This window comes from Amycolatopsis sp. NPDC004378 (assembly GCF_053602455.1).
On record NZ_JBSGDR010000017.1, the window covers coordinates 184521 to 198879 of the forward strand.

The window sequence follows — 14359 nt, forward strand, 5'->3', positions numbered from 1 at the left end:
GAGTGAAACGCAAGCGGCGCCGCAAATCCCCTAGACTTCCTTCCGCGGCCGGGTCAGCCGAGGTCGAGGTCGTCGATCAGCGCGAACATCTCGTCGTCCGTGGCGGACTCCAGCTTCTCCTCCACCGCCGTCGCCACGCCGGTGCCCGCCGCGCCCGTCACCCTCGTCAGGAGGTCCTGCAGACGCGCCCCCAGCGTCGCGCGCGCCGCCGAGTCCGCCAGCAGGTCCGGCAGGGCGAACTCCACGCGGTCCAGTTCCGCCAGCGCCGGCAGGATCGCCGCCGGGACGTCCGGGACCAGCTCGGTGCGCAGGTACGCCGCCAGGACCGTCGTCGACGGGTAGTCGAACAGCAGCGTCGCCGGCAGCCGCAGGCCGGTGGCCGCGCCGAGCAGGTTGCGCAGCTCCACCGCGCTGAGCGAGTCGAAGCCCAGCTCGAGGAAGCCGCGGTCCGGCTCGATGGCGTCCGGGCCCGCGTAGCCCAGGACCGTCGCCGCCTGGGTGCGGACCAGGTCGAGCAGCGTGCCGTCCCGTTCGGCGTCCGACATCCCGGCCAGGCGGTGGGTCAGGTTGTCGACCGGGTCGGCCGGGGCGGCCCGGACCGCGCGCCGCACCGGAGTGCGGATCAGGCTGCGCAGGATCACCGGGATCGCGTCCTCGCCGACGCGGTCGCGCATCGCCTCCACGACCAGCCGGACCGGCAGCAGCACGGCCTCGTCGAGCGTGCAGGCGATGTCGAACAGCTCCAGCCCCTCGTCCGAGGGCATCGGCTCGACCCCGCCGCGCGCCAGGCGGGACAGGTCCGCCTCCGCGAGCTTCCCGGTCATGCCGCTGCGTTCGGCCCACAGGCCCCACGCCAGCGACAACGCCGGCAGCCCCTGCGCCCGCCGGACGTGCGCGAGCGCGTCGAGGAACGCGTTCGCCGCGGCGTAGTTCGCCTGGCCCGTGCCGCCGAAGGTGCCGGCCAGCGACGAGAACACCACGAACCCGGCCAGGTTCATCCCGGCGGTCAGCTCGTGCAGGTGCCAGGCCGCGTCGACCTTGGGCCGCAGGGCCGTGTCGAGCTGCTTGGTGGTCAGCGCGGACACCACGCCGTCGTCCAGGACGCCCGCGGTGTGCACCACCGCGGTCAGCGGGTGCTCGGCCGGGATGCCGGCGAGCAGCGCGGCCAGCGAGTCGCGGTCGGCGACGTCGCAGGCGGCCATGGTGACGTCCGCGCCCCACGCCCTCAGCTCGTCGGCCAGCTCGCGCGCGCCTTCCGCCGACGGCCCGCGCCGGCTGGTCAGCACCAGCCGCCGGGCTCCCCGGGCGGTCACCAGGTGCCGCGCGACGAGCGTGCCGAGCGTCCCGGTCGCGCCGGTGATCAGCACCGTGCCCTCGGGGTCCCACGCGGGGACCGGCTCGGGCGCGGTGGCCGGGACCCGCGCGAGGCGGGGCACCTGGATCGCGCCGATCCGGACCGCGACGTGCGGCTCGCCGCAGGCCACGGCGGACGGGAGCGCCGCGTAGGACACTTCGCGGTCGTCGAGGTCCACCAGCACGAACCGGCCGGGGTTCTCCGACTGCGCCGAGCGCACCAACCCGACTACGGCCGCCGTCGCCAGGTCGGTGATGCCTTCCCCGACGCGCGTCGCGATCGCGCCCCGCGTGACGAACACCAGGCGCGACCCGGCGAACCGTTCGCTCGCCAGCCACTCCTGCACCTGCTCCAGCGCGCCGTGGGTGGCGGTCCGGACCGCGCGGGCCACGTTCTCGTCGCCGTGCGAACCGCTGGTCACCACGACCACTTCGGGCACCGGGGCGCCCGCCACGACGGCCGCCTCGAGCGCGTCGAAGTCGGGGTACGACTCGACCGGGACGCCCGCCGACCCGAGGGCCTTGGTGACGCGGACGCCGACGTCGACCCCGACGACCGCCCAGCGTTCGGCCGCCGAGAGCCGGGCCGGGGTGATCGGGGCCATCACCCAGCCCACCCGGAACAACGACTCGTGGTGGGCCGACTTGGCGGCGTCGAGCTGCTCGGCCGAAACCGGGCGCAGGGACAGCGAACCGACGGTCGCCACCGGCAGCCCGTCCTGGTCGGCGACCGAGAGCGTCACGGTGTCGGCGTCCTGGCCGGTGACGCGCACCCGCAGGGCCGACGCCCCACCGGCGTGCAGCGTCACCCCCGACCAGGCGAACGGCAGGACCGCGCGGCTTTCGTCGCGCAGGGCGACGGTGTGCAGAGCCGCGTCGAGCAGGGCCGGGTGCAGGCCGAAGCGCCCGGCCTCCGCCCGTTCCTCCTCGGGCAGGTCGACCTCGGCGAAGATCTCGTCGCCGGCGCGCCACGCGCGGTGCAGGCCCTGGAACGCCGGCCCGTAGGCGAATCCGTTGTCCGCGATGCGGTCGTAGAGCCCGTCGAGGTCGATCGGCTCGGCTCCGGCGGGCGGCCAGGCGCCGGTGAGGTCACCGCCGGCCGGCACCGGCGTCGCGGCGAGGGTGCCGCTCGCGTGCGTGGTCCACGGCTCGTCCTCCATCGCGTCGCCGGCGCGGGAGTAGATGTCGATCGCGCGGTTGCCGTACTCGTCCGGGCCGCCGACGGCGACCTGCAGCCGCATGCCGCCGGTCTCCGGGAGCACGAGCGGCGCGGCGAGGGTGAGCTCCTCGACGCGTTCGCAGCCGACCTTGTCCGCCGCGTGCACGGCCAGCTCCATGAACGCCGTCCCCGGCAGCAGGACGTTGCCGAGCACGACGTGCTGCGCGAGCAGCGGATGACTGGCCGCCGAGAGGAGGCTGGTGAACAGTGCGCCGTCCGACCCGGCCAGCGAGACGGCCGCGCCCAGCAGCGGGTGGCGCGTCTCGGTGAGCCCGGCACCGGTGACGTCGCCGGTCACCGCCGGCGCGTCGAGCCAGTACCGCTCCCGCTGGAAGGCGTACGTCGGCAGCTCGACGTGCCCGCCGCCGCCGAGCACCGCGGCCCAGTCGACGTCGGCCCCGCTGACGTGCAGCCCGGCGAGGGCGGTGAGCAGCGTCCGCTCCTCGCCGTGTCCCTTGCGCAGCACCGAACCCACGCTCAGGTCGGCCCGGCCGGCGCAGTCCGGGACGAGCGCGGCGAGCACCGCGTCCGGGCCCAGCTCGACGAACCGGGTGACGCCCGCCGCGGCCAGCTCGGCGATCGCGTCGGCGAACCGGACGGCCTCCCGCACGTGCCGCACCCAGTACTCCGGCGTGGTGACGTCGCCGGCCGACGCCACCCGGATCCGCGGCTGGTGGTAGGTCAGGCTTTCCGCGATCGCGGCGAACTCCGCGAGCATCGGGTCCATCAACGGCGAGTGGAAGGCGTGCGAGACCTCGAGGCGCTTGGTCTTGCGGCCCAGCGCGGTGAAGTGCTCCTTCAGCGCCAGCACGGCTTCGGTCCCGCCCGAGATCACGACGGCTTCGGGCCCGTTGACCGCGGCCAGCGAGACGTGCTCGCCCAGCAGCGGCACGACTTCGGCTTCGGGCGCGGCGATCGCCACCATGGCCCCGCCCTCCGGCAACGCCTCCATCAACCGGCCGCGGGCGGCGACGAGCTTGGCCGCGTCGGCCAGCGAAAGCACCCCGGCGACGTGCGCCGCGGCCAGCTCGCCGATCGAGTGGCCGGCGAGGTGGTCCGCGTGGACGCCCCAGGCTTCGAGCAGCCGGAACAACGCCACCTCGACCGCGAACAGCGCGGGCTGGGTGAAGCCGGTCCGGTCGAGCCGGGCGGCGTCGTCGCCGAACACGACGTCGTGGAGCGGCAGGTCGAAGTGCGCGCACACCGCGTCGAAGGCGTCGGCGAACACCGGGAACCGCGCGTACAGCTCGCTTCCCATGCCGAGCCGCTGCGCGCCCTGCCCGGTGAAGAGGAACGCCGTCCGGCCGGTGCGCGCGGTGTGGCGCCGCAGCCCGGCGGCGGGCCGGTCGGCGGCCAGCGCGGCGAGCCCGTCACGCAGTTCGCCGAGCCCGTCGCCGACGACGACCGCGCGGTGCCCGAACCGCGAGCGGGCGGCGAGGGACCGGGCCACCGCGCCCGGGTCCGGTTCGGACTCCAGGAACGCCAGCAGCCGCCGCGCCTGGCCACGCAGGGCGGCTTCGGACTTGGCCGACACCGACCAGGCCGTCACCCCTTGCGGAGCCACGACTTCGTCGGCTGACGGCTCGGGAGCTTCTTCGAGAATCGTGTGGACGTTCGTGCCGCTGACCCCGAACGACGAGACCCCGGCGCGGCGCGGGTGGCCGTTGGCCGCCCACTCGACCGGTTCCGAGAGCAGCTCGACCCGGCCGGCCGTCCAGTCGATGTGCGGCGACGGCGTCTCGGCGTGCAGCGTGCGGGGCAGGACCCCGTTCCGCAGTGCCTGCACCATCTTGATCACGCCCGCGATGCCGGACGCGGCCTGCGTGTGCCCGATGTTCGACTTCACCGAACCCAGCCACAGCGGCCGCTCGCGGTCCTGGCCGTAGGTGGCCATGAGCGCCTGCGCCTCGATCGGGTCGCCGAGCGTCGTGCCGGTGCCGTGCGCCTCGACGGCGTCCACATCGGACGGTCGCAGGCCCGCGTCGGCGAGCGCCGCGCGGATCACCCGCTGCTGCGCGGGACCGCTCGGCGCGGTCATGCCGTTGGACGCGCCGTCCTGGTTCACCGCGCTGCCCCGGACGACCGCGAGCACCGGGTGCCCGCGCCGTCGCGCGTCCGAAAGCCGTTCCACCAGCACCATGCCGACGCCCTCGGCCCAGCCCGCGCCGTCGGCGTCCGCGGAGAACGCGCGGCACCGGCCGTCCGGCGACAGCGCGCGCTGCCGGCTGAACTCGACGAAGGTGTCGACCGACGAGATCACCGTGACGCCGCCGGCCAGCGCGAGGTCGCATTCGCCGGAGCGCAGGGCCTTGACCGCCCAGTGCAGGGCCACCAGCGACGACGAGCAGGCCGTGTCGACCGTGACCGCCGGGCCCTCGAGGCCGAAGGTGTAGGCGATCCGGCCGGAGGCGACGCTGCCCGCGCTGCCGGTCGCCAGGTGGCCCTCGAACTCGCCGGGCGCGTGCCGCAGCCGGCCGCCGTAGTCGTGGTAGTTGGAGCCGACGAACACGCCGGTCCGGCTGCCGCGCAGCCGCGCCGGGTCGATGCCCGCGCGCTCGACGGCCTCCCACGACGTCTCCAGCAGCAGCCGCTGCTGCGGGTCGATCGCGGGCGCCTCGCGCGGCGCGATCCCGAAGAACGCCGGGTCGAACTCCGCCGCGTCGTGCAGGAAACCACCGCCGCGCGTGTAGAAGGTGCCGGCCTTGTCCGGGTCGGCGTCGTACCGCCGGTCGAGGTCCCAGCCGCGGTCGGCCGGGAACTCGCCGACCGCGTCGACACCGTCGGCGACGAGCCGCCAGAGGTCGTCCGGGCCGGTGACGCCGCCGGGGTAGCGGCAGGACATCGCGACGATCGCGATCGGCTCGTCGGCGGCCGCGACGACCGGGGCCGCGGCCTCGGCCACGGCGCCCCCCACCAGCTCACGCCGGACGTGCTCGGCCAGCACGACGGCGGTCGGGTGGTCGAACACCAGCGTCACCGGCAGCCGCAGGCCGGTGACCTCACCGAGGCGGTTGCGCAGGTCGACGGCGGTCAGCGAGTCGAAGCCGAGGTCGCGGAACGCGCGGTCCGGCTCGATCGACCCGGGTGACGGGTAGCCGAGCGCCACCGCGGCCTGGGCCTGGATCAGCTCCAGCACCAGCCGGTGCTGCTCGGCCTCCGCCAGCCCGGTCAAGCGGGCGGCCCAGCCGGTTCCGGTGACCTCGCCGGCCGGTTCGGCCGCCTCGGGGATGCCCCGCAGCGCCGCGCTCGGGCGGCCCTGCGCGAGGGTCTTGCGGTAGCGGTCCCAGCGGATGTCGGCGACCGCGAGCACGGTCTCGCCGGTGTCGAGGGCCTGCTGCAGGGCGAGGATCGCCAGCTCGGGGTTCATCGCGGGCAGGCCCTGCTCGGCGAGTCCCTCACCCCGGCCGCCGGCCCACGCGCCCCAGGCGACGGACGTCGCGGGCAGGCCCGCCGCCCGGCGTTCGCGGGCGAGGGCGTCGAGGTAGGTGTTGGCCGCGGCGTAGCTCGCCTGGCCCGGCCCGCCGAGCGTGCCCGCCAGCGAGGAGAACAGGACGAACGCCGAGAGCTCGCGGTCGGCGGTCAGCTCGTGCAGGTGCCGCGCGGCGTCGGCCTTGGGCCGCAGGACGTCCGCGATGCGCTCGGCGGTGAGACCGTCGATGACGCCGTCGTCCAGGACGGCCGCGGCGTGCACCACGGCGGTGAGGTCCGGCAGCCCTGCCAGCAGGTCGGCGACCTGGGCGCGGTCGGCGACGTCGCAGGCCACGACGGTCAGCTCGGTGCCGAGGTCCGCCAGCTCGGCGGTCAGTTCGGGGACGTCCTGGCCGCGACGGCTCGTGAGCACCAGGCGTTCGGCACCGGCGCCGGCCAGCCAGCGCGCGAGGTGCGCGCCGATCCCGCCGGTGCCGCCGGTGAGCAGCACCGTCCCGGACGCGCGCCACGGCGTCGTGCTTCGCGCCGGTTCCGCGCGGACCAGCCGGCGGCCGAAGACACCGGACGCGCGGACGGCCACCTGGTCTTCGTCGCCGGGCGTGCCGAGCACGGCGGCGAGCCGGGCCACGGCGCGGGCGTCGAGGTCGGCCGGGAGGTCGACCAGCCCGCCGAAGCGCTGCGGGTACTCCACGGCCGCGATCCGGCCGAAGCCCCAGGTCGGCGCCTGGCCGGTGGCCCGGATCGGGTCGGCCGCACCGGTGCTGACCGCGCCGCTGGTGGCGCACCACAGCGGCGCGCCGATCCCCGCGTCGCCGAGGGCGTGCAGGAGCGTCAGGTTCGGGACGAGGCCGTCGAGCAGGGAGAGCACGCCCTCGCACGGTCCGGCCGCGCGCAGCAGCTCGGCCCATCGCGCCCGGTCCACTTCGGACGGGAGGTCGACGTGCCGGGCGCCGAGCCCGCCGGCGAGGCCGTGCGGGTCGGGGCCGGCGACGAGCCAGCCCGCCACCGTGGTGCCGGTCGCGACGGGCAGCGGCGTCCACTCGACGCGGTACCGCCAGCCATCCACAGTGGACTTCGCCTGCCGGTGGTCGCGCCAGGCGGCGAGCGCCTCGACGTCGGCCTGCTCGACGGCGGCCCAGAACTCGTCGTCCAGTTCGGCCCCGCGGGCGGGGGCGTCCAGCCAGTAGCGCTGGTGCTGGAAAGCGTAAGTCGGCAACGGGATCGGCGAGGCACCGGGGAACACCGGCGCCCAGTCGACGTCGACGCCGCGGACGTGCAGCTCGGCCAGGGACGTGCGGAACCGCGTCAAGCCGCCCTCCCCGCGCCGAAGGGTGCCGCTCACGACCGCCTCCGGGACCGCCTCCCCGATCGCGGAGGAGACAACCGGGTGCGGGCTGACCTCGACGAACACCGAGTGCTCGCGCGCCGCGAGCACGTCGACGGTCTGGCGGAACAGCACCGGCTGGCGCAGGTTGCGGTACCAGTAGCCGGCGTCCAGGGTCGCGGTGTCGACCGGTTCGGCGGTGACCGTCGAGTAGAACGGGACGTCGGACGAGCGCGGGCGGATCGGCGCGAGCACGTCCAGCAGCTCGGCTTCGATCGCCTCGACGTGCGCCGAGTGCGACGCGTAGTCGACCGGGATGAGCCGCGAACGCACTCCGTCGGCCGTGCACTGGGCGAGCAGTTCGTCCAGTGCTTCGGGTTCGCCGCACACGACGGTCGACGAGGGGCTGTTGAACGCCGCGATGGAGATCCGGCCGGCCCATTCGGACAAGAGCTTTCCGACCTGCTCGGCGCCGAGCGCGATCGACGCCATGCCACCCTTCCCCGCGAGCCCCGCGGCGATGGCCTTGCTCCGCAACGCGACCACCCGAGCACCGTCCTCAAGGGACAATCCACCCGCGACGACCGCCGCGGCGATCTCACCCTGCGAATGCCCCACCACCGCGTCCGGCGTCACCCCGTACGACTGCCACAGCGCCGCCAGCGAAACCATGACCGCCCACGACAACGGCTGCACCACATCGACCCGGTCCAACGAAGACAGCATCTCGAACGGCGACCAGTCCACAAAAGACTCCAACGCCACCGCACACTCCGCGAACCGCCCGGCGAAAACCGGCGACTCCGCGAGCAGCCCAGCCGCCATCCCGGCCCACTGCGCACCCTGACCCGGGAACACGAACACCGTGCGCCCCGCCGCGCCCGCCACCCCGGTCACAACGGACGCGCTCGGCGTCCCGGTGGTCAAGCCGGCCAGCCCCGCGAGCAGTTCTTCGCGGTCCGAACCCAGCACCACGGCTCGGTGCTCGAACGCGGTCCGCGTCGACGCGAGGGACCAGCCGACGTCGGCGATGTCCGGAGTGCCGGGCAGTGCCGCGAGTTTCGCCGCCTGCGCGGGCACCCCGGCCGCCGAACGGGCCGAGAGCACCCACGGCACCGGGCCCGCGACCGGCTCGCGCTCGGCAGCCGGTTCGAAGACGGGATCGTGTTCGAGGACGACGTGCGCGTTGGTGCCGCCGACGCCGAACGAGGACACGCCGACGCGGCGCGGGCCCGGCTTGTCCGGCCACGGCGTCGCCTCGGTGAGCAGTTCGAGCGCGCCGGACGACCAGTCGACGTGCGGCGTCGGGTGCTCGGAGTGCAGTGAGCGCGGGAGGACGCCGTGCCGCATGGCCAGGACCATCTTGATGATCCCGGCGGCACCCGCGGCGGCCTGGCTGTGCCCGATGTTGGACTTGACCGACCCGAGCCACAGCGGCGCCCGGCGGTCGCGGCCGTAGGTCGCCATCAGTGCCTGGGCCTCGATCGGGTCGCCGAGCGTGGTGCCCGTGCCGTGCGCCTCGACGGCGTCCACATCGGACGGTTCGAGCCCCGCGGCGGCGAGCGCCGACAGGATGACGCGCTGCTGCGACGGGCCGTTCGGCGCGGTCAGGCCGTTGGACGCGCCGTCCTGGTTGGTCGCGGTGCCGCGGACGACGGCCAGCACGCGGTGGCCGTGGCGGCGCGCGTCGGAAAGCCGTTCGACGAGGAGCATGCCGACGCCCTCGGCCAGGCCCATGCCGTCGGCTTCGGCGGAGAACGGCTTGCTGCGGCCGTCGGCGGCCAGCGCGCGCTGGCGGCTGAACGCGACGAACGGCGCCGGGGTCGACATCACCGCGACGCCGCCGGCGAGGGCGAGGTCGCACTCCCCCGACCGCAGGGCCTGGCCGGCCAGGTGCAGGGCGACCAGCGACGACGAGCAGCCGGTGTCGATCGTGACCGCCGGGCCTTCGAGCCCGAAGGTGTAGGCGACCCGGCCCGAGGTGACGCTGCCGGTGCCGCCGGTGACCAGGTGCCCCTCGACGCCTTCGGGGACTTCCTGCAGCCGCGGGCCGTAGTCGTGGCCGCTGGCGCCGACGAACACGCCGGTGCGGCTGCCGCGGACGGCGGCCTGGTCGAGCCCGGCGGCCTCGAAGGCCTCCCAGGCCGCCTCCATGACCACGCGCTGCTGCGGGTCCATCGCGAGCGCTTCACGCGGGCTGATGCCGAAGAAGCCGGGGTCGAACTCGGCCGCGTCGAGGAGGAACCCGCCCGCGCGGGCGTAGTTGTGGCCGGCGCTGTCGGGGTCGGGGTCGTAGAGCGCGTCGGGGTGCCAGCCGCGGTCGCCGGGGAAGTCGCCGATGACGTCGGCCTCGGCCATCATCAGGTCCCAGAGCTGCTCGGGACTGCCGACGCCGCCGGCGAACCGGCAGCTCATGCCGACGATCGCCAGGGGTTCGCCGGTCGCGACCGCGGCCACGGCGACCGGCGCGGGAGCGTCGGTGCCGAGCACCTCGGTGCGGACGTGCCGGGCCAGCGTGGTCGCGTTCGGGTAGTCGAACACCAGGGTCGCGGACAGCTTGAGGCCGGTGGCCGCGGTGAGCCGGTTGCGCAGCTCGATCGCGGTCAGCGAGTCGAAGCCCAGCTCCCGGAACGCGCGTGACGGGTCGACGTCGTCGGGCCCGGCGTAGCCGAGCACGGACGCCGCGTGCTTGCGCACCAGCGCGAGCAGCTCGCGTTCTTGGTCCACTTCGGACAGTCCGGACAGTTTGGTGCGCAACGCGCCCGCGGCGCCGGTCTGCTCCTCGGTGACTTCGGCCTCGGCGGCGAGCACGGCCGCGACCTCGGGCACCTCGGACAGCAGGGGCCGCGGCCGGGCGGCCGTGAAGACCGGCACGAACCGCGGCCAGTCGATGTCGGCGACGGCCAGGAACGGCTCGTCGTGGTCGAGCACCTGGCCGAGCCCGAGCAGGGCCGGTTCCGGGGCCATGAACGGGATCCCGCGCCACTTGAGCTGGTCGGCGACGACGTCGGAGACCATGCCGTCGCCGGCCCAGATGCCCCAGGCGACCGACGTCCCGGCCAGGCCGCGGGCGCGGCGGCTCTCGGCGAGCGCGTCGACGAAGGCGTTCGCGGCGGCGTACGCGCCGTGGTCACCACTGCCCCACACCCCCGCGACCGAGGAGTACAGGACGAACGCGTCGAGGTCGGCTTCGGGGAACAGCTCGTCCAGGTGACGGGCACCGGCCAGCTTCGCGCGGGCGCCCTCTTCGAACTCGGGCAGGTCCGTGTCGGCCAAGGGCGCGAGCAGGCCGACGCCGGCGGTGTGCACGACCGCCCGCACGTCCCGCAGGCCGCTGACCAGCGAAGACAGCGCGTCGCGGTCGGCGACGTCGCACGCGGCGATCGTCACCTCGACGCCCATCGCCTCGAGTTCCGCGCGCAGCTCGGCCGCGCCGGGCGCGTCGGGACCGCGGCGGCTGGTGAGCACGAGGTGCTCGGCCCCGCGGCCGGCGAGCCAGCGGGCGACGTGCGCCCCGAGCCCGCCGGTGCCGCCGGTGACCAGCGCGGTCCCGCTGGTCCGCCACTCGGGCGCGGAACCGCCGACGGGCGCGCGCCGCAGCCGGCGCTGGACCAGCCCGGAGTCGCGGACGGCCAGCTGGTCCTCGTCGCCGATCCCGGTGAGGGCCGCGCAGAGCCGGTTCGCGGCGCGCTCGTCGAGGGTCTCCGGGAGGTCGACCAGGCCACCCCAGCGGTCGGGGTGTTCGAGGGCGAGCACCCGGCCGAGGCCCCAGGTCGTGGCCTGCCCGGGCCGCGGGAGCTCGTCGCCGGGAACGACGGCGGCCGCGCCCTGGGTCGCGAGCCAGAGCGGCGCGCCGACCCCGGCGTCGCCGAGGGCCTGGGCGAGCAGGAGGTTCGCGGCCAGCCCCCGGGACAGCACCGGATGCGCCGGGTGGCTACCCTCGTCCAGCGCGAGCAGGGAAAGCACGCCCGCGAGGCCGGACTCGCCCCGCAGCCGCTCGGCCAGGGACGCGCGGTCGTCGGTCTCGTCGATGCGCAGGGTGCGGACGACCGCACCCGCCTTCTCCAGGGCGTCGAGGCAGACGTCGGGCGCGTGCACGACCAGCCAGGTACCGGACAGCGCGGGCACCGGCTCGGGAGCCGGGTGCCAGGTGATCCGGTAGCGCCACTGGTCCACTGTGGACAGCTCGGTGCGGCGGTTGCGCCAGTCCGCCAGCGCGGGCAGCACCTCCTGCCACGGCGTTTCCGCGGTGACGCCGAGTTCCTCGGTCAGCGCGCCGTCTTCGACCGCGCTCCAGAACTCGCCGTCCGCCTCGGCGGTTTCGGCCGGCGTCTCCAGCCAGTAACGCTGACGCTGGAAGGGATATGTCGGCAAAGCGACCGTGCGGGCCGCCGGGTAGACGGCGGCCCAGTCGACGTCGTGGCCGTGCGTCCAGAGCTGCGCCACCGACGTCAGGAACCGGGGCAGGCCGCCTTCACCTCGCCGGAGCGTGCCGACGACGGCCGCCGAGCCGGGGTCGAGCACCTCGTCCAGGGTCTCCTGGATCCCGCCGCCCAGCACGGGGTGCGGGCTCGACTCGACGAAGAACCGGTGCCCCTCGGCGACGAGCGTCCGCGTCGCGTCCTGGAAGCGCACCCGCTGCCGCAGGTTCCGGTACCAGTAGGCGGCGTCGAGCGTCCCGGCGGTCTCGCCGGTGACGCTGGAGACGAACGTGACCCGCGGTTCGCGGGGCTCGAGGTCCGCCAGGGCCTCGAGCAGCTCGGCCTCGAGAACCTCCACCACGGCGGAGTGGGAGGCGTAGTCGACCGGGATCCGGCGGACGCGCAGACCGTCGGCTTCCGCGCGGGCCAGGACGTCCTCGACCGCGGTGATCTCGCCGGAGATCACCACGGACGCGGGTCCGTTGACCGCCGCGATCGAGACACCTTCGGCAAGCAACGCTTCCACCTGCGCTTCCGGTGCCGCGACCGACGCCATCGCGCCGAGGCCCGCGAGCCGGCCGAGGATCAGCCTGCTGCGCAGCGCGACGACCTTGGCGCCGTCTTCCAACGACAGCGCACCCGCGACGACGGCCGCCGCGATCTCGCCCTGCGAGTGCCCGACGACGGCGTCCGGCGTGACGCCGTGCGCCGCCCACAGCGCGGCGAGCGACACCATGACCGCCCACGAGACCGGCTGGACGACGTCGACCCGGTCCAGGGCCGCCGCGTCCCCGAGGACCTCGGTCAACTTCCAGTCCACAAAGGACGAGAGAGCGGTCTCGCACTCGGCCATCCGGGCGGCGAAAACCGGCGAGGACGCCAGCAGGTCCACGGCCATCCCGGTCCACTGGGCACCCTGGCCGGGGAAGACCAGCACGGTCCCGCCGACGACCTGGGCCTCGCCGCCGACCGCGGCACCGGTGCCGGCCTCGGCGACCTCGCGGACGCCCGCGAGCAGCGTGGGCAGGTCCCGGCCGACCACGGCGGCCCGGTGTTCGAGGGCCGACCGCGTCCGGGCCAGGGACCAGCCGACGTCGGCGATGTTCCCGTCCTGCAGTCGGGCCAGCGCTTCGGCGCGGTCCTTCACCGCGGCGTCGGACCGGCCCGAGAGCACCCAGACCGCGGTGTCCACAACGGACTCGGACGGCGGCTCGGGTTCCTCGGTCACGCCCTCCAGCACGACGTGCGCGTTGGTGCCGCTGCCGCCGAACGAGGACACGCCCGCACGGCGCGGCGCGCCCGTCTCCGGCCACTCCTGGTGCTCCGTCAGCAGCGAGACGGCACCCGCGGTCCAGTCGACGTGCGGGGTCGGCTCGCCGACGAACAGCGTCTTCGGCAGGACGCCCGCCCGCAGCGCCAGGACCATCTTGATCACACCGGCGACCCCGGAGGCCGCCTGGGTGTGGCCGATGTTCGACTTGACCGTGCCCAGCAGCAGCGGCCGTTCGCGGTCCCGGCCGTAGGTCGCCTGCAGGGCCTGGGCCTCGATCGGGTCGCCCAGCTTGGTGCCGGTGCCGTGTGCTTCGACGGCGTCGACCTGCTCGGGCGCCAGCCGCGCGTTGGCCAGGGCCGCCTCGATCACGCGCTGCTGCGAGAGCCCGTTGGGTGCGGTCAGGCCGTTGGACGCGCCGTCCTGGTTGATCGCGGTGCCGCGGATGACGGCGAGCACCGGGTGCCCGTGCTTGCGCGCGTCGGACAGCCGCTCCAGGAGGACGACACCGATGCCTTCACCCCAGCCCGTGCCGTCGGCGTCGGCCGAAAACGCGCGGCAGCGGCCGTCGGAGGAGAGGCCGCGCTGGCGGCTGAACTCGACGAAGTTGCGGGGGTTGGCCATCACGGTCGCGCCGCAGGCCAGGGCCATCGAGCACTCGTCGTTGCGCAGCGCGGTGACCGCCAGGTGCAGCGCGACCAGCGACGACGAGCACATCGTGTCGACGGTGACGGCCGGGCCTTCGAGGCCGAAGGTGTAGGCGAGCCGGCCGGACAGCACCGCGGCCGAACCGCCGGTGAGCAGCAGCCCTTCGAGGCCCTCAGGCGCGGTGACCAGCCCGCCCGCGTAACCCTGGTTGCTGGCGCCGACGAACACGCCGGTCTTGCTGCCGCGCAGACCCGCCGCGTCGAGCTTCGCGCGTTCGAAGGCCTCCCACGTCGTCTCCAGCAGGAGCCGCTGCTGCGGGTCCATCGCGACGGCTTCGCGCGGGGAGATGCCGAAGAACGCCGGGTCGAACTGCGCGGCGCCGGTCAGGAAGCAGCCGTCGCGGACGTAACTGCGGCCGGTCCGCTCGGGATCGGGATCGTAGAGATCCAGGTCCCAGCCGCGGTCGGCCGGCCACGGCGAAACGGCGTCCCGGCCCTCGGCGATCAGGTCCCACAGCTGCTCGGGCGTGGTCACCCCGCCCGGGAACCGGCAGCTCATCGAGACGACGGCGATCGGTTCCCCGCGGCGCTCGGTGACGTCGTGCAGGCGCCGGTTGGCCACCTTCAGATCGGCCGTGACCCGCTTGAGGTAGTCACGGAGCTTGTCCTCGTTCCGCATCTGCGTCCGCTCCTGTT

General features: G+C 74.9%; 1 pseudogene. It reads right to left on the bottom strand.

Annotated elements, in window-relative coordinates:
• Positions 1-56: 56 nt before the first annotated feature.
• Positions 57-14342, bottom strand: a pseudogene (locus tag ACWEN0_RS36610) (type I polyketide synthase); the annotation flags it as partial.
• Positions 14343-14359: the final 17 nt, after the last annotated feature.